Origin of the sequence: Pseudonocardia sp. ICBG162 (assembly GCF_020496225.1) — a bacterium.
GTDB lineage: Bacteria > Actinomycetota > Actinomycetes > Mycobacteriales > Pseudonocardiaceae > Pseudonocardia > Pseudonocardia alni.
In genome coordinates this window covers 1-17027 of sequence record NZ_JAHLJD010000004.1, presented here as the reverse complement: position 1 = coordinate 17027, position 17027 = coordinate 1, and the positions used below count along the sequence as shown (strand labels likewise).

The following is a 17027-nucleotide window of genomic DNA, read 5'->3' as shown; positions in this document are numbered from 1 at the left end:
AGGTGCGGGCCCGGCTGGCGCGCAGGCTGCACGCCCTACATGGTCCCGCCGACGGTCCACCGGCTCGACCCGCCTGCCGGTCACCGCCAACGCAAGATCGACCGCAAGACCCTCACCGCGCACGCGACCGCGGCCGCGGCGCAGGCCGCCGTCGCTCCGGCGGTGGGTGGCCCGACCGGCGGCGAGCTCACCGCGGCCCAGCGCCGCGTCGTCGACGCCGTCACCCGCGTGCTCGACCTGCCCGCCGGATCGGTGGGCCCCGACGACGACTTCGCCGACCTGGGGGGCAGCTCGCTGTCCGCGGTGAAGCTCGTGATCGCACTCGGCCGGGCCGTCACGGTCCGCCAGGTGCTCGACCATCCCGTCCTCACCGACCTCGCCGGGTTGCTCCCGGCCGACCAGCTCTGACCACCACAGGGGGAGACATGACCGGATCACTGCTGGGGGTGCGCCCGCACCCGGACGACCGCCCGTCCTCGACGCCGGCCCGGGCGGCGACGCCGCCGGCTGGACCGAGCGCCACGGCGACGCGCTGCGCGACCTGCTCGACGACCACGGTGTCGTGCTGGTGCGCGGGCTCGGCCTGCGCACCGTCGCCGACGTCGCCGGTGTGGCCCGCCCGGCTGGGGACCGGCAGCTACGTCGAGCGCGAGGCGATCGCCGCCCGGACCCTGCTGTCCGACGGCGTCTACTCGGCCACCCCGTGGCCCGCGCGCCAGCCGATGTGCGCCCACCACGAGCTGTCCTACGTCCTGGACACGCCCGCCACGCTGCTGTTCGCCTGCCTGCGTGCACCCGAGACCGGCGGCGCGACACCGCTGGTCGACACCACCCGGGTCGCGGCGGACCTGCCGCCCGCACTCGTCGACCGCGTCGAGCGCGAGGGCTGGATCCTCACCCGCTCCTACGGCGACGACATCGGCGCCTCCTGGGAGCAGGCGTTCGGCACCGCCGACCGCGACGCCGTCGAGCGCTACTGCCGGGCCAACGCCATCGCCACCGAGTGGACGCCCGACGGCGGGCTCCGCACCCGCCAGCGCCGGCACGGCGTGCTGATGCACCCGGTCACCGGGCAGCGGGTCTGGTTCAACCAGATCGCGTTCCTGTCGGAGTTCGCGATGGACCCCGAGGTCCGCGAGTTCCTGCTGGAGATGCACGGCCCGGACGGGCTGCCGTTCAGCACCCGCTTCGGCGACGGTTCCCCGGTGCCCGAGGCGGTCGTCGACGAGATCAACGCCGCGCACGACCGGCACGCCGTCCGCGAGCCCTGGCAGGACGGCGACCTGCTGGTCGTGGACAACCTGCGGTTCGCCCACGGCCGCGACCCCTACACCGGTGACCGGCACGTCGTCGTCGCCATGACCGACGGCGTCGCCGTCCCCGCCTTCGAGGGAGCCCGATGAACGCCCCGGCCGAGTCCGTCCCCGCCTTCTCCGTGATCTCCGGCGCCCAGGTGGCGCGGGCGCTCGGCGGGCGGGAGAAGGAGCTCGTCGAGCTCGTCGAGGACACCTACCGGGTGCACGGTGCCGGCGCGACGGTGAACCCGCCGTCGTACTTCCTGCGGTTCCCGGACCGGCGTCGTCGCGGATCATCGCGCTGCCCGCGTCGCTGGGCGGCACCGGTGACGACACCGGCGTCGACGGCATCAAGTGGATCTCCAGCTTCCCGGAGAACGTCGCCCGCGGCGTCCCCCGGGCCTCGGCGGTGCTGATCCTCAACGACCCCCGCACCGGCTACCCGTACGCCTGCCTGGAGAGCTCGATCATCTCCGCGACGCGCACCGCGGCGTCCGCGGCCTCGGCGGCCGACCGGCTGTCACGCGACGGGGCCCGCCGCGTCGCGTCGGGTTCGTCGGGACCGGCCTGATCGCCCGCTACATCCACCAGTTCCTGGTCGGCACCGGCTGGACCTTCGACGAGGTCGGCGTTTTCGACCTCTCCGCGGACTCCGCCGGGGGGTTCCGGGGCCACGTCGAGCGCACCGCGCGGGCGAGGTCCGGATCCACGACTCCGCCGAGTCGCTGGTCCGCGGCAGCGACCTGGTGATCTTCGCGACCGTCGCGGGGACCCCGCATGTGCACGACCCCGCCTGGTTCGACCACCACCCGCTGGTGCTCAACGTGTCGCTGCGCGACCTGTCCGCGGACATCGTGCTCAGCGCCTTCAACGTCCTCGACGACGTCGAGCACTGCCTCAAGGCCGACACCTCCCCGCACCTGGCCGAACAGGCCACCGGGAACCGCGACTTCGTCGACGGGACCCTCGACCAGGTGCTCGACGGCACGCTGGCCGTCCCCACCGACCGCACGGTCGTGTTCTCCCCGTTCGGCCTCGGGGTCCTCGACCTCGCCGTCGGACGGTTCGTCCACGCCGAGGTCGCCCGCGCCGGCGAGCTGCACACCGTCGACGACTTCTTCCACGAGCTGAGCCGGCACGGCTGAGCCGCCACCACTGGTACACGAGGGGTCGACGATGACCGTCATCTCCGCACCCGAAGACTTCAACACCGACGACCTGTACGTCGACCTGACCGGGGTCCTCGGGCTGTCGCTCTACCTCAAGTGCGAGGGCTTCAACTTCGCAGGATCGGTCAAGCTCAAGGCCGCACTCGGCATGGTCACCGACGCCGAGCGGCGCGGCCTGCTGCGTCGCGGATCGGTGCTCGTGGAGTCCTCCTCGGGCAACCTCGGCGTCGCGCTCGCCATGATCGCGGCGAGCCGGGGCTACCGGTTCGTCTGCGTCACCGACCCGCGCTGCAACCCGGCGACGCACCGGCTGATGGAGGCGCTCGGCGCGGAGGTCCGCGTCGTCGACACCCCGGACGCGGCCGGTGGCTTCCTCGCCACCCGGATCGCACTGGTCCGCTCGCTGGTCGCCGGCGACGACCGCTACGTCTGGCTCAACCAGTACGCCAACCCGGAGAACCAGGGCTCGCACCTGGTCACCACGGGGCCGGAGATCGAGGCGGCGTTCCCGCAGCTCGACGTGGTCTTCGTCGGCGCGGGCACGACCGGCACGCTGATGGGCTGCGCCCGCTACTTCCGGTCCCGGCCGCGGCCGGTCCGGGTGGTCGCGGTCGACGCGGCCGGGTCGGTCACCTTCGGCGACCGGCCGACGCCCCGGATGATCCCGGGGCTGGGCACCAGCGTCCGCCCGGAGGCGCTCGACGAGTCCTACATCGACGACGTCGTGCACGTCGCCGAGCCCGACACGCTCGAGGCGTGCCACGCCCTGGCCCGCCGCGGGTTCCTGTTCGGCGGGTCGACGGGCACCGTCGTCGCGGGGGCCGCGGACTGGCTGCGCCGCCACGGTGACGCGACGACCACGGCCGTCGCGCTCGCCCCGGACCTGGGGGAGCGCTACCTCGACACGGTCTACCGGCCGTCGTGGCTGGCCGAGCACTTCGGCCCCGAGGTGGCGGCCGGGATGCCGCAGCCGCGCGACGCCACGATCACCGAGGTCACGCCCGCCGGTGTGGTCACCGAGATCCTGCCCGGCGGCCCGGCCCTGGTCGCGGGGTCCCGCTGATGGCCCGCACCAGGACCCCGCGGGCCCCGCTGGTCCCGCCGCGGCGCGAGGCACCGGCGGAGACGGCGGCCGGGGCGTCGCCGTCCCGGCCGACGCCCTACCGCCGCGAGAACGCGTCGCAGGAGCCCGCCGGCGGTGCCCCGGGTGCCGTCGACGACGCCTCCGCGACGACGGCGCTGCCCGCGTTCACCCCGTCGTCGGCCGGTGGGGGGCCGGTCCCGGCGCGCAACGCCGGGACGGCGGCCCCGCCGCAGCAGGGCGGGGCGTCGGCCCTGCCGTCCTCCGGTGCGGCCCCGGCGCGGGGCGACGAGCGAGTCCCGGTGCGCGACGCCGACCCGGCGTCGCCCGGCACCGGTGCCGCCGAGCCGTCCCGCTCCGCCGAGCCGTCGCGTTCCGCTGAGCCGTCGCGTTCCGCTGAGCCGTCGCGTTCCGGCACGCCGGAGCGGGCCCGGTCGCGGCGGCGGGGGCTGCTGCCGCCGCCGGGTGCGGTGACCCGCGCCGAGCCCGCCGCGTCGCCGGCGGGTGCCGGTACCCCGGACGGTTCCGGCGCTCCCGGTGCTTCCGGTACGTCCGGTGTCTCCGCTGCTTCCGGCGCTTCCGGGGTGGAGGACACCGTGCAGACGCGCCCGCGCACCGGGGCCGACCCGCGCAACGGCACCGACCCGCGCAACGGGACCGACGCGCAGCACGGGACCGAGTCGCGCACCTCGGCCGGGGCACGCACCGGGGCCGAGACACGCAACGGCACCGACGCACGCAACGGCACCGAGCCGCGCGCCGGGGCCCACCGCACCGCGACCCCGACGTCGCTGCCGACCTCACCCCGCACCGACACCCCGGCCACGTCCACGGCTCCGCCTCCGGCTCCGGTGAACGGCGCGAAGGGCGTGAACGGCGTGAACGGCGTGAACGGCGTGAACGGTGCGCACGGCGCGGCGTCGGCCACGACGCCCGTCGACCCGTCGGCGGTCACGGGGACGGCGCCGGTCACCGGCCCGTCGGCCCTGCCCACCCGGTCCACAGCGTCGGGCGCGCCGGCACCGACGGCACCGTCCCGCCCGTCCCCGGCCACCTCGGCGATCCCGCGGGTGCCGCCGACGGCGTCCGTGCCCACCCGGGCACCGGCCCCGCAGCGGTCCCCGGTCGCACCCCTGCGCCCGGCCCCGACGGGATCCGCACCCGCGCTGCCGGCCGGGTTCGACGGTCCGGCCCCGCCGACGGCCCCGCCCGTGGCGCCCCGGCCGGACCGGACCGCGGCACCGGCCCCGTCGACCACCCCCGCGGCCGCACCGATCCCGGCCGCGACACCGGCACCCGTCCCGTCCGGGGCGGACCGCAACGGCCCCCTGACGGAGATCGGCGCGACCCTGCGCCGTCGCCGCGTCCCCGTCACCGGCGCCGTGCTGCTCGCGGCCGCGGGCGCCGCGGGCCTGGCCGTGCTCTTCCCACCGCCCACCGTCGCGACGACGTCGGTGCAGGTCGGCTCGGTCGGCACCGCCGACCCCGGGCCCGCCACCACCCGCGCGCTCGCCGCGGCCGGCAGCGCCGCCTTCACCGACCGCGTCGCCCAGCTGACCGGCTCCACCGTCACCGACGTCGCCGGGCGCCTCGTGCTCACCGCACCCGAACCGGGTGTGGTCGCCGTCCGCGCCACCGGCACCGACGACGCGACCGCCACCGCGCTGGCCGGTGACGCGGTCACCGCGCTGCGCGAGCGCATCGGCGCCCTCGACGCCGCCGTCACCACCGGCGGCACCCAGCCGCTGCGCGCCGAGATCGACCGGCGCGCCGCCGACGCCCAGGCCACCGGCAACTCGGGCACCACCGGGACCGACCCGGTCGCCGAGCAGCTCGGCCGGACGCTGGCCGACCGGACCGGGCAGGTCACCGTCGTCGTCGACGGGCCCGCCCCGGTCGTCGCACCGGAGGTCCCGACCGCGTGGTGGGTCGGCGGAGCGGCCGGGATCGGCGCCGGTGCGGCGCTGCTGCTGGCCGGTCTCGGGGTGCCCGCGGTCCGCCGCGGCCGCGGGCTGCTGCCCGAGGCCCACCCCGAGGACCGGCTCCGGGCCCGGCTCGACGTGCCGGTGCTCGCCCCGGGCACCGCCCCGGACGCGGTGCCGCGCCTGGCCGGTGCCTACCGCGACCTGCTGCGCGACGTCGAGTGCCTCACCGTCGTCCAGCTGACCCGCGAGCCCGCCTGCGACGTCGCGTCCGAGCTGGTCAAGGCGGCCGCACTGGTGGGGGACCGGCGTGACTACCGCGACCTCACCCCCGGCGCCCCGGCGACGACCGTCGCCCCCGGGACGCCGGTGGTGCGGGCCCTGCGCGTCCCGCGGCTCGCCCACGAGGACCTGCGCACCGTGCGCGACGGCGGGCCGAGCGTGCTCGTCGTCGAGACCGCCGCGACGACCACCGAGGACGTCGTGACGGCCGTCGCCGCGCTGCGGGCGGTCGGCGCGCCGCCGCTGCTCTGCCTGGTCTGGCCGGGACGCCTGCCCCGGGACCCGGCCCGCGTGCCGCTGCCCGCGGACGCCCGGATCCGGTCGCAGAACCCGTGAGACGGGCCGGGTCGGTCGAGTGCGCCGTCGTCGGGCTGGGTGTGCTCGGCGCGGCGTCGCTGCTCGCGCTGGCCCGCGCCGGGGTGTCCTGCGTCGGGCTGGAGTCCGGGCGCGTCGGCCACCCCGACGGCGGCTCCGGCGGCGAGACGCGGATCTTCCGCACCGCCGTCGCGACCGGGCCGGACCACGTCCGCCTGCTCGACCGCAGCCGTGAGCTCTGGACCGGGCTGCCCGGCGCGCCGTTCACCGCCTGCGGCGCGCTCACCCTCGGCGCGCGCGACGACCCGCGGGTCCGGGCGGTCGCGCTGCCGGGCCGGACCACCGTGCTCGACGCGGCCGCGGCGGCCGTGCGCTGGCCCGCGCACCTGCTCGGCGCGGACGAGGTGGCCGTGCTCGACCCGGGCGGCGGGCTGCTCGACGCCGGCACCGCCACCCGCGGGCTCGTCGCGGAGGCCCGCCGGGCCGGGGCGGCCGTCCGGGAGGGCGTCACCGTCGTCGGCATCGGCAGGCGGCGCGGGCGCGTCGTGCTCCACACCGTCGACGGCGAGACCGTCGCCGACAGCGTCGTGATCGCCACCGGCCACGGCGCCGGTCTCGTCCCGGGCGCCACCGGGATCGAGCAGCGCCGCGTCGTGCTGAGCTGGTTCGGGGTGCGCGACCCCGCCCGGTTCGCGCCCGCGGTCTTCCCTCCCGGGATCCACACCGCGGCACCGGTGCACTCGTTCTTCCCCGCCGTCGACGGCGCCACCGTCAAGATCAACCACCAGCAGCCGCAGCCCCGCGTCCACTCGCCGGCCGACCACCATCCGCTGGTCGAGGCCGGCTACACCCGGGACTGGGCCGGTGCGGTCGCCGCCCGCCTCGCCGGGATGTCCGACCGGCCCGCCCGGCTGGAGTCCTACGTCGAGGGCTACACCCCGACCCGCCGCGGCATCGTCGCGCTCGCCCCGGGGGAGCCGCGCACCGTCGTCCTCGGCGGGTTCTCCGGCCAGGGCTTCAAGTACGCCCCGGCCGTCGGCGAGCTCGTCGCCGACCTGGTGCGGACCGGCCGGTCCGGGTCGCCGGCGTTCGCCCCGGCGCTCGCGGTCGGGGGCTGAGCGGCCCGCTTCCCCGGACCCGCCCCGGGGTGCGATCGTGGGTGCCGTGCGAGCGCAGCTGATCTCCCGTGCCGACCTCGACTTCCTGCTCCACGACTGGCTGCGGGTGGTCGAGCTCTGCGACCGCGAGCGCTACGCCGAGCACGACCGCGACACCATCGACGCCGTCGTCGACCTCGCCGCGCAGGTCGCGACCGAGCACTTCGCGCCGCACCGCAAGATCTCCGACACCCGCGAGCCCGAGTTCGACGGCGAGCGCGTCACCCTCCCCGACGAGGTCCGCGCCGCGCTGAAGGTGCTGGGCGACACAGGGATCGTCGGCGCCGGGCTCGACGCGCGGGTGGGCGGCATGGCGCTGCCGGCCGTCGTCGTCCAGGCCTGCTTCGTCTGGCTGCACGCCGGCAACGTCGCCACCGCCGCCTACCCGATGCTCACCGTCGCCGCGGCCAACCTGCTGCTCACCCACGGCAGCTCAGAACAGGTGCAGACCTGGGTGCGCCCGATGGTGGAGGGCCGCTACTTCGGCACGATGTGCCTGTCCGAGCCGCAGGCCGGGTCGTCGCTGGCGGACGTCACCACCCGGGCCGAGCCCCGCGACGACGGCACGCACCGGATCACCGGCACCAAGATGTGGATCTCCGGCGGCGAGCACGAGCTGGGGGAGAACATCGTCCACCTGGTGCTGGCGAAGATCCCCGGCGGACCGGCCGGGGTGAAGGGCATCTCGCTGTTCGTGGTGCCCCGGGTGCTGGAGAACGGCGAACGCAACGACGTCGCCCTCGCCGGGCTGAACCACAAGATGGGCTACCGCGGCACCGTCAACACCGTGCTGAACTTCGGCGAGGGCCGCGCCACGCCGGGTGGCGAGGCGGGCGCCGTCGGCTACCTGGTGGGGGAGCCGCACACCGGCCTCGCCCAGATGTTCCACATGATGAACGAGGCCCGGGTCGGGGTCGGGGCGGGAGCCACCGCACTCGGCTACGCCGGCTACCTGCTGGCCCTCGAGCACGCCCGCACCCGCACCCAGGGCCGCCCGGCCGGCGCGAAGGACCCGGCGAGCCCGCAGGTCCCGCTCGTCGCCCACACCGACGTGCGCCGGATGCTGCTCGCGAGCAAGTCCTACGTGGAGGGTGCGCTCGCGCTGAACCTGTACTGCGGGCGGCTCCTCGACGAGGAGCGCACCGCAGGCACCGAGCAGGAGCGACGCCGGGCGCACCTGCTGCTGGACGTGCTGACCCCGGTCGTGAAGAGCTGGCCGTCGCAGTGGTGCCTGCACGCCAACGACCTCGCGATCCAGATCCACGGCGGCTACGGCTACACCCGCGACCACGACGTCGAGCAGCTCTACCGGGACAACCGGCTCAACCCGATCCACGAGGGCACCCACGGCATCCAGGGCCTGGACCTGCTGGGGCGCAAGGTCGTGATGCAGGGGGGTGCCGGGCTGACGCTGCTGCGGGAGACGATCGGGGAGACCGTGGCGCGGGGCCGTGCGGCGGGCGGGGAGCTCGCCGCGCACGCCGACGCCGTCGCCGCGGCCGCGGACCGGGTCGTCGAGGTCACCGGGACCGTGCACGGCCAGGACGACCCGGCGCTCGCCGTCGCGCACTCCTCGGTCTACCTGGAGGCGGTCGGGCACGTCGTGCTCGCCTGGATCTGGCTGGAGCAGGCGCTCGCCGCCGAGGGCCGCGACGGCGACCTGTACGACGGCAAGCGCGCCGCCGCGCGCTACTTCGTGCGCCACGAGCTGCCCCGCACCGGACCGCAGCTGGACCTGCTCGCGTCGCTGGACCGGACCACCCTCGACGTCCGCGACGCCTGGCTCTGACCCGGCGCCGCCTCAGCCGGGGAACACCGGGACGCACGTCCCGGTGGCCCGGCCGTCGGGGTGCAGCAGCCACCCCATCCGCTTGCGGGTCCGCAGGATCACCGAGGTGTCCACGATCTGCGCCTGCGGCAGCGACCGCTCCAGCGCCGACTGCATTCCCACCAGCTCGCCCAGCGAGTGCGTCCAGGCGGTGAGCAGCAGGTTCTCCGGCCCGGTGAGCGACAGGCACAGCCGCACCCGCGGGTCGGTCCGGACCCGGCGCACCGCGGCCTCGACCGCGGCGGTCGGCAGCCGGATCCACCACGTCACGCAGATGGGCCACCGGGTCAGCAGCTGTGCGACCTCGCAGCGGAACACCAGCGCCCGCGAGCGCACCAGCGCCGACAGCTGCCGGCGCACCGTCGACGCCGGCCGCCCGACCCGGGCCGCGAGCTCCGCGGCGCTCTCCCGCCCGTCGGCGCACAGCTCCCGCACCAGCGGCGCGTACACCGGACCCCGCAGGTCGACGCCGCCCGCCTGCGGTGTGGTGTCCGCCCGGCGCAGCGCGCGCACGGCCGCGACCTGCCGGGCGTCGAGCGCGTCGAGCCGCCACCGGCTGCCCTCCCGGTGCACCCGCGACGCCAGGTGCGTGCGCACCGACGCGACCCCGGCGACCCGCCCGATCCGGTCCAGCACCAGCCCGGACAGCTCCGTGAACGACGCCGCGTTCACCGTCAGCAGCAGGTCCCGGCCGCGGGCGGCGTACTCGATGGTCATCACCGACGGCTCGGAGTCCAGCGCCGCGGCGACCCCCGCGAGCCGCCCCGGGGCGCAGTCCACCTCGACCAGCGCCACCTGCATGGCGTCCTCGCCGACCACCGGGTAGCAGCTGATCCACGCGTGCCCGGACCCCTGCAGGCGGGCCCAGCGCCGGGCGAGTGTCACCGGCGCGGCGTCGAGCACCGGGCCGAGCCCGGCCCAGCTCGCGCGCGGGTGCAGCTGCAGCGCGTGGACGAGCGCGAAGTCGTCCTCGGACAGCGGATGGCGGTCGGTTCCGTCCACGGGGCCCCCGATCCGGATCGGATCGGTCGATGTTACGTGCCGTAACGCGCGGGCTCCGAGACTCGGGCAGGACCTCCGGCGGGCAGCGTGGCCCTCCGGTACGACCCGAGGGGACGCTTGTGGATCTTCGTGACGACGCCCGGTCGCTGCAGCCGGACCTGGCGCACCTGCGCCGGGAGCTGCACCGCGACCCCGAGGTCGGCCTGACCCTGCCCCGGACCCGCGACCGCGTCCTCGACGCACTGGCGGGACTCCCGCTGGAGATCACCGGGGGGACCACGACGACGTCGGTCACCGCGGTCCTGCGCGGCACCGCCCCGGGCGGCGGCGCGGACGCCCCGGTGGTCCTGCTGCGCGGCGACATGGACGGCCTCCCGGTCACGGAGAACTCCGGCGAGGACTTCGCGGCGCGGACCGGCACCATGCACGCCTGCGGCCACGACCTGCACACCGCGGCGCTGGCCGGGGCCGCGCGGCTGCTCAGCGCCCACCGCGACCACCTCGCCGGCGACGTCGTGTTCATGTTCCAGCCTGGCGAGGAGGGCTTCGACGGCGCCGGCCACATGCTCGCCGAGGGTGTCCTGACCGCGGCCGGGCGGCGCGCCGACCACGCCTACGGCCTGCACGTGTTCGCCAACCGGATGCCCGCCGGGCTGGTCACGACCCGACCCGGGGTGTTCCTGTCCGCCTCGCACGCGCTCGACGTCGTCGTGCACGGGGCGGGTGGCCACGGCTCCAACCCGCACACCGCCCGGGACCCGATCGCCGCGGCCGCGGAGATGATCACCGCACTGCAGACGATGGTGACCCGCCGCTTCGACATGTTCGACCCGGTCGTGCTGACCGTCGGCGTCGTCGCCGCCGGCACCCGGCGCAATGTCATCCCCGACACGGCCCGCTTCGAGGCCACCGTGCGCAGCTTCTCCGACGTCCACGCCGCGACGCTGCCGGTGCTGGTCCGCGAGGTCTGCGACGGTGTCGCCGCCGCCCACGGCGTCCGCGCCGAGGTCGTCTGGACCGACGAGTACCCGCGCACCGTCAACGACGCCGACGAGGCCGCGTTCGCCGCCGGGGTGTGCGCCGAGCTGCTCGGCGAGGACCGGTTCCGGCTCGCCCCGAACCCGGTCAGCGGCTCCGAGGACTTCTCCCGGGTGCTCGCCGCCGTCCCCGGTGCGTTCCTCGGGATGGGCGCCTGCCCACCCGGCGCCGACCCCGACACCGCGCCGATGAACCACTCGCCGCTCGCCCGCTTCGACGACGGCGTCCTCGCCGACGCGACCGCGCTGTACGCCGCGCTCGCCACCACCCGCCTCGCCCCGGCCGCGGGGGTGGCGGCATGACCGAGCGCACCGAGCGGCGTCGCACGATCCTCGGGATCGGCGCCGGCAACGCCATGGAGTGGTTCGACTGGAACGTCTACGCGACGTTCTCGGCGTTCTTCGCCCCGCAGTTCTTCGCCGGCGACGACACCGGCACCGCCCTGCTCAAGACGCTCGCGGTGTTCGCCGTCGGGTTCGTCGCCCGCCCGTTCGGCGGCTTCCTGTTCGGCTGGATCGCCGATCGCCGCGGCCGGAAGCTGTCGATGGCGCTGTGCGTGGCGACCGCCGCGGTGGGCAGCCTGGTGATCGGGCTCGTCCCGACCCACGCCGTCATCGGCATCGCCGCACCGGTCGTGCTGGTCCTGGCCCGGCTGGCGCAGGGCCTCGCGCACGGGGGCGAGCTGCCCGCCGCACAGACCTACCTCGCCGAGATGGCCCCGCCCGCCCGGCGCGGGCTGTGGTCGAGCCTCATCTACTTCTCCGGCACCGCGGGCATCCTGGTCGGGACGGTGCTCGGAGCCGTCCTGTCGAGCGTGCTCACCCGCGAGGAGATGGCCGCCTACGGCTGGCGGGTGCCGTTCGTCCTGGGCGGGCTGTTCGGGCTGTACGCGCTGGTCATGCGGCTGCGGATGCGTGAGTCCGACACCTACTCCCGAGAGGAGGAGGCCCGCACCGCGACGCCCGGCCGCCCGTCGCTGTGGCGCCAGGTCCTGGCCCGGCCGAAGGCGCTGGCCCGGGTGGTGTTCCTGACCAGCGGCCTGACCGTCGTCTACTACGTCTGGTCGGTCGCGGCCCCGGCGTACGCCATCACCGCGCGCGGGGTGGACCCGGCGGCGGCGCTGTGGGCCGGTGCCGGCGCGCTGGCGGTGTTCATGGTGCTGCTGCCGCTGTGGGGCGCGGCCTCGGACCGGTTCGGCCGCCGCCGCACCCTGCTCGTGCCCGGCGCGGTGCTCGTCCTGGCGCTGTTCCCGCTCGACGCGATGATCCACGACGGGCCGACGCTGTTCGTCGCGATGACCGTCGCGCTCGCGCTGATCGGGGCGGGCTGCGCCGTCGGACCCGCCCTCTACGCCGAGATGTTCCCGACCGGGGTGCGCGCCGCCGGGCTCGGCGTGCCGTACTCGATCTCCGTCGCGCTGTTCGGCGGGACCGCGCCCTACCTGCAGACGCTGTTCGCCGAGATCGGCAGGCCCGGCCTGTTCCTCGGCTACGCGATCGCGCTGCTGCTGGTGTCCGGGCTGACGGTGTACCTGCTGCCCGAGACCCGGGGGATCGACCTCGCGACCGCCGGCCTCGACGGGGCCGAGCAACCCGCGCACGCGACCACCCCACCGGTGCGGTGACGGTCCCGGACGGAGGTACGGGTCACGCTGCGTACCTCCGTCCGGCGGGAAGAACGCGGCGAACGGGCGCGTTGCTCCCACCTGTGCGGGGGACGGGTGTGTGGCTGGTGAGCCGGCGGGTGATCGACCTGTGCCGCCGCCCCGCGACGGGCTGTCCGGGCTCCCGATGGCCCACGTCCGTCCGCACACCTCCTGGAGGATCCCCGTGTCACTCGCCGTCCGTGCCGCACGCGCCTGGCAGCGCCCGCGCGTGTTCGCACTGCTCACCGTCGCCGGGCTCGTCCTCGGCGCCCTGCTCGGGCTGACCGCTCGGGTCACCGGCTCCACCGGGCTGGCGTCCACGCTGGACACCGTCGGCGGCCTGTTCACCGGGCTGCTGCAGTTCACCGTCGCGCCGCTGGTGTTCCTCGCGATCGTCGTCGGCATCGTCAGCCTGCGTGACCTCGGCGGCGGCCGCACCGCGGCCCGGCTCGGCGGGCGCACCGTCGCGTGGTTCGCCGGGACCTCCCTGGTCGCGGTGCTGATCGGCATCACGATCGGGCTGATCGGGCGGCCCGGCGAGGGCGTCACGATCGCCGCCGACCCGGCCGACGTCGAGGCCGTGGGCGCGAAGACCGCGGGCTCGTGGGAGGCGCTGCTGTCGAACCTCGTCCCGGACAACCCGGTCGCCGCGTTCGCCGCGGACAACGTGCTGCAGGTCGTCGTCGCGGCGCTGCTGGTCGGTGCCGCCGCCTACGCGCTGGGGGAGAAGGCCGAGCCGTTCGTCGCGTTCTCCCGCTCCGCCTTCGAGATCGTCCTGACGATCATCCGCTGGATCGTCGTGCTCGCCCCGATCGGCGTGCTCGGCCTGATCGGCAACGCGTTCGCCACCTACGGCAGCGGTGTCGTCGGGTCCCTGGCCGGGCTGATCGTCACCGTCTACCTCGGCTGCGCGATCGTCCTGTTCGGCGTCTACCCGCTGCTGCTCAAGGTCGTGGCCGGCATCGGGCCGCGCCGCTTCTTCGGCACTACCTGGCCGGTGCTGCAGTTCGCCTTCGTGTCCCGCTCGTCCGGCGCCGCCCTGCCGATGTCCCGGCAGGCCGCGATCGACCTCGGCGTGGACCGCAACTACGCCGGGTTCGCCGTCCCGCTGGCCACCACCACCAAGATGGACGGCTGCGCCGCGGTCTACCCGGCGCTCGCGACGATCTTCATCGCGCACGTCTCCGGGGTGCAGCTCGCGGCGTGGCAGTACCTGGTGATCGTCGCCGTCGCCGTGTTCGGGGCGCTGGCCACCGCCGGGACGACCGGCTGGTTCACCATGCTGACCCTGACCCTCGCCGCGGTCGGGATGCCGCCCGCGGTGATCGCGGCCGGGATCGCGGTCGTGATCGGTATCGACCCGATCCTCGACATGATGCGCACCGCCACCAACGTCGCCGGGCAGATCACCGTGCCGACGCTCGTCGCGGCGCAGGAGGGGATCCTCGGGCGCGACGCCGCCGATCCCATCGACGCCACCGAGGACACCGACCCCACCGAGGCCACCGCCTCCGGCGAGGGTGCGACGGCCGACCGGGTGTCGGCCACCTCCGCCTGACCCCGGTCGCGCACCGGTCCGACGCGCCCGGGCCGCGCGCCGCCGGTCCGGAATCGATCAGTACCTCGGCGCTGCCCCGGCGCGCCCCGGCAGCGCCGAGGTACTGATCGACAGGGGCGTGCCGGCCGGGGCAGCTCCGTGGTCGGCGTGACCCGGGTCGCACCGCCCCGTGGCAGTCAACACTGACTGTTTCCTGCTACCGTCGTGGCGAGTCGACGGCCCCGTCCGGGCGCCGTCCACCGTCGCGAAGGAGCGAACACCGTGCGAGACGCAGTCATCGTCGAGGCCGTACGCAGCCCGGTCGGCAAGCGCAAGGGCGGCCTGGCGGACGTCCACCCCACCGACCTCTCCGCGCACGTGCTGCGCAGCCTGGTGGAGCGGTCCGGCGTGGACCCGGCCCACATCGACGACGTCATCTGGGGCTGCGTGTCCCAGGTCGGCGAGCAGACCTTCGACATCGGCCGCAACGCCGCGCTGGCCGCCGGGTTCCCCGAGACCGTCACCGGTGTGACCGTGGACCGGCAGTGCGGGTCGAGTCAGCAGTCGGTGCACTTCGCCGCGGCCGGGTTGATCGCGGGCCAGTACGACGTCGCCGTCGCCGGTGGTGTCGAGTCGATGACCCGTGTCCCGATGTTCTCCTCCAGCCAGGGGCAGGACCCGCTGGGCTCGGACTTCGCCGCGCGTTACGGGGTGGCCCCCAACCAGGGCGTGGGCGCGGAGATGATCGCCGAGAAGTGGGGCTTCTCCCGTACCCGGCTCGACGAGTTCGCGCTGCTGTCGCACGAGCGTGCCGCGCAGGCGCAGGACGACGGCCGCTTCGAGGGCCAGATCGCACCCATCGCGGGCGTTTCGGCCGATGAGGGCATCCGCCGGGGCGGCACCCTGGAGGGCCTGGCCCAGCTCAAGACGGTGTTCAAGGACGCCGACCAGGGTGGGGTGATCCACGCGGGGAACTCCTCGCAGATCTCCGACGGCTCGGCCGCGTTGCTGATGACCACCAGCGAGAAGGCCACGGAGCTGGGTCTGACCCCGATCGCGCGGGTGCACACCGCGGTGCTGGCCGGTGCCGACCCGGTCATCATGCTGACCGCGCCGATCCCCGCGACGCAGAAGGCACTCACGCGGTCGGGTCTGTCGCTGGAGGAGATCGGTGCGTTCGAGGTCAACGAGGCCTTCGCCCCGGTGCCCCTGGCCTGGCTGGCCGACATCGCCGGTGAGGACACCTCGGTCGCCGAGCGGCTCAACCCCAACGGCGGCGCGATCGCACTCGGTCACCCGCTGGGCGGTTCCGGCGCGCGGATCATGACCACCCTGATCCACCACATGCGCGACAACGGCATCCGTTACGGCCTGCAGACCATGTGCGAGGGCGGCGGCCAGGCCAACGCCACCATCCTCGAGCTCCTCTGACACCCGCTCCCCACCCGGAAGGAAACAGACAGAACATGGACATCAACGGTTCCGTCGCCGTCGTCACCGGCGGTGCGTCCGGCCTGGGCCTCGCCACCACGGAGAAGTTCGTGGAGCTCGGCGCCAAGGTCCTGATCATCGACCTGCCGTCATCGCAGGGCGAGGCCGTCGCCGACAAGCTGGGCGAGAACGTCCGCTTCGTCGCCGCCGACGTCACCAACGAGGAGCAGGTCTCGGCCGCCCTCGACGCCGCCGAGGAGCTCGGCACCGTCCGCGTCGCGGTCAACTGCGCCGGCATCGGCAACGGCATCAAGACCTACGGCAAGACCGGCCCGTTCCCGCTGGCCGACTTCACCAAGGTCGTCAACGTGAACCTGATCGGCACGTTCAACGTGATCCGGCTGGCGGCCGAGCGCATCGCCAAGGCCGAGCACGTCGACGGCGACCGCGGCGTCATCATCAACACCGCCTCGGTGGCGGCGTTCGAGGGCCAGATCGGGCAGGCCGCCTACTCGGCGTCCAAGGGCGGCATCGTCGGCATGACCCTGCCGATCGCCCGTGACCTGGCGAGCATCGGCATCCGGGTGAACACCATCGCCCCCGGCCTGTTCGAGACCCCGCTGCTGGCCGGGCTGCCCGAGGACGTCAAGACCTCGCTGGGCAAGCAGGTCCCGCACCCGTCGCGGCTGGGCCAGCCGACCGAGTACGGCAAGCTCGCCGCCCACATCGTCGAGAACCCGATGCTCAACGGCGAGACGATCCGCCTCGACGGCGCGATCCGGATGCAGCCGCGCTAACCACCACCACCCGAGGGGAGGCGGCGCCGTGAAGCGCACGCTCTACGAGTCCGACCACGAGGACTTCCGGGAGGCGTTCCGCGCCTTCGTCGAGAAGGAGATCGTCCCGCACGAGGCGCAGTGGGAACGCGACGGCGCCGTCGCGCGGGAGCTGTTCACCACCGCCGGTGCGAACGGCTTCCTGGGCATCGACGCACCGGAGGAGTTCGGCGGCGGCGGGGTCAAGGACTTCCGCTTCAACGCCGTCATCAGCGAGGAGCTGCTGCGCGTCGGCGCCGCCGGGTCCGGCCTGGGCCTGACCCTGCACAACGACATCGTGCTGCCCTACCTGCTCACCTACTGCACCGAGGAGCAGAAGCAGCGCTGGCTGCCGGGCGTCGTCAGCGGCGAGACGATCCTCGCCATCGCCATGACCGAGCCGGGCATCGGATCGGACCTGCGTCGATGTCGACGACCGCGATCCGCGACGGCGACCACTACGTCGTCAACGGCGCGAAGACTTCATCACCAACGGGATCAACGCCGACC

At 75.0% G+C, this 17027-nt stretch carries 13 protein-coding genes and 1 pseudogene; 13 read left to right on the top strand and 1 reads right to left on the bottom strand.

Annotated features, from left to right (window positions below; genetic code table 11):
- The 7 genes and pseudogenes from KPL60_RS00330 to KPL60_RS00300 form a co-directional block, all read left to right on the top strand.
- Positions 1 to 408, top strand: a 408-nt coding sequence (locus KPL60_RS00330) for an acyl carrier protein (RefSeq protein WP_226364506.1), incomplete at its 5' end; no start/stop codon positions are given.
- A gap of 17 nt (positions 409 to 425) precedes the next feature.
- Positions 426 to 1403, top strand: coding sequence for a TauD/TfdA family dioxygenase (locus tag KPL60_RS00325; protein ID WP_226364505.1), 978 nt, complete (start codon positions 426 to 428; stop codon positions 1401 to 1403).
- Positions 1400 to 2440, top strand: a pseudogene (sbnB, locus tag KPL60_RS00320) (2,3-diaminopropionate biosynthesis protein SbnB). Before KPL60_RS00325 ends, sbnB begins: the two are co-directional and overlap by 4 nt.
- Before the next feature lie 31 nt (positions 2441 to 2471).
- Positions 2472 to 3527, top strand: a complete 1056-nt coding sequence (gene sbnA, locus KPL60_RS00315) for a 2,3-diaminopropionate biosynthesis protein SbnA (RefSeq protein ID WP_226357548.1) — start codon at positions 2472 to 2474, stop codon at positions 3525 to 3527.
- Positions 3527 to 6085: a hypothetical protein gene (locus KPL60_RS00310; protein ID WP_226364504.1), complete on the top strand. Its 2559-nt coding sequence runs from the start codon at positions 3527 to 3529 to the stop codon at positions 6083 to 6085. The genes sbnA and KPL60_RS00310 overlap by 1 nt, the downstream gene beginning before the upstream one ends.
- Positions 6082 to 7182 carry an FAD-dependent oxidoreductase gene (locus tag KPL60_RS00305; RefSeq protein WP_226364503.1) on the top strand — a complete coding sequence of 367 codons (1101 nt, stop codon included), beginning with the start codon at positions 6082 to 6084 and terminating at the stop codon, positions 7180 to 7182. The genes KPL60_RS00310 and KPL60_RS00305 overlap by 4 nt, the downstream gene beginning before the upstream one ends.
- A gap of 46 nt (positions 7183 to 7228) precedes the next feature.
- Positions 7229 to 9010, top strand: a complete 1782-nt coding sequence (locus KPL60_RS00300; protein WP_226364502.1) for an acyl-CoA dehydrogenase — start codon at positions 7229 to 7231, stop codon at positions 9008 to 9010.
- A gap of 12 nt (positions 9011 to 9022) precedes the next feature.
- On the opposite strand, the gene KPL60_RS00295 is transcribed toward KPL60_RS00300, so the two are convergent.
- On the bottom strand, positions 9023 to 10051 hold the full coding sequence (locus tag KPL60_RS00295; protein ID WP_226364501.1) for an Lrp/AsnC family transcriptional regulator: 1029 nt from the start codon (positions 10049 to 10051) through the stop codon (positions 9023 to 9025).
- A 119-nt stretch (positions 10052 to 10170) separates the two neighbouring features.
- Here KPL60_RS00295 and KPL60_RS00290 point away from each other — a divergent pair, with 119 nt between their 5' ends.
- The 6 genes from KPL60_RS00290 to KPL60_RS00265 all read left to right on the top strand — a co-directional run.
- Positions 10171 to 11391 carry a M20 family metallopeptidase gene (locus tag KPL60_RS00290; RefSeq protein ID WP_226364500.1) on the top strand — a complete coding sequence of 407 codons (1221 nt, stop codon included), beginning with the start codon at positions 10171 to 10173 and terminating at the stop codon, positions 11389 to 11391.
- Positions 11388 to 12713, top strand: a complete 1326-nt coding sequence (locus KPL60_RS00285) for an MFS transporter (protein WP_226357542.1) — start codon at positions 11388 to 11390, stop codon at positions 12711 to 12713. Before KPL60_RS00290 ends, KPL60_RS00285 begins: the two co-directional genes overlap by 4 nt.
- A 205-nt stretch (positions 12714 to 12918) precedes the next feature.
- Positions 12919 to 14292, top strand: coding sequence for a dicarboxylate/amino acid:cation symporter (locus KPL60_RS00280; RefSeq protein WP_226364499.1), 1374 nt, complete (start codon positions 12919 to 12921; stop codon positions 14290 to 14292).
- A gap of 261 nt (positions 14293 to 14553) precedes the next feature.
- Positions 14554 to 15702, top strand: coding sequence for an acetyl-CoA C-acyltransferase (locus KPL60_RS00275; RefSeq protein WP_226364498.1), 1149 nt, complete (start codon positions 14554 to 14556; stop codon positions 15700 to 15702).
- Positions 15703 to 15737: 35 nt separating this feature from the next.
- Complete coding sequence (locus KPL60_RS00270) at positions 15738 to 16499, top strand: 3-hydroxyacyl-CoA dehydrogenase (RefSeq protein WP_226357539.1); 762 nt, start codon at positions 15738 to 15740, stop codon at positions 16497 to 16499.
- 28 nt (positions 16500 to 16527) lie between these two features.
- A partial coding sequence (locus KPL60_RS00265) for an acyl-CoA dehydrogenase family protein (RefSeq protein WP_226364497.1) occupies positions 16528 to 17027 on the top strand: 500 nt, incomplete at its 3' end.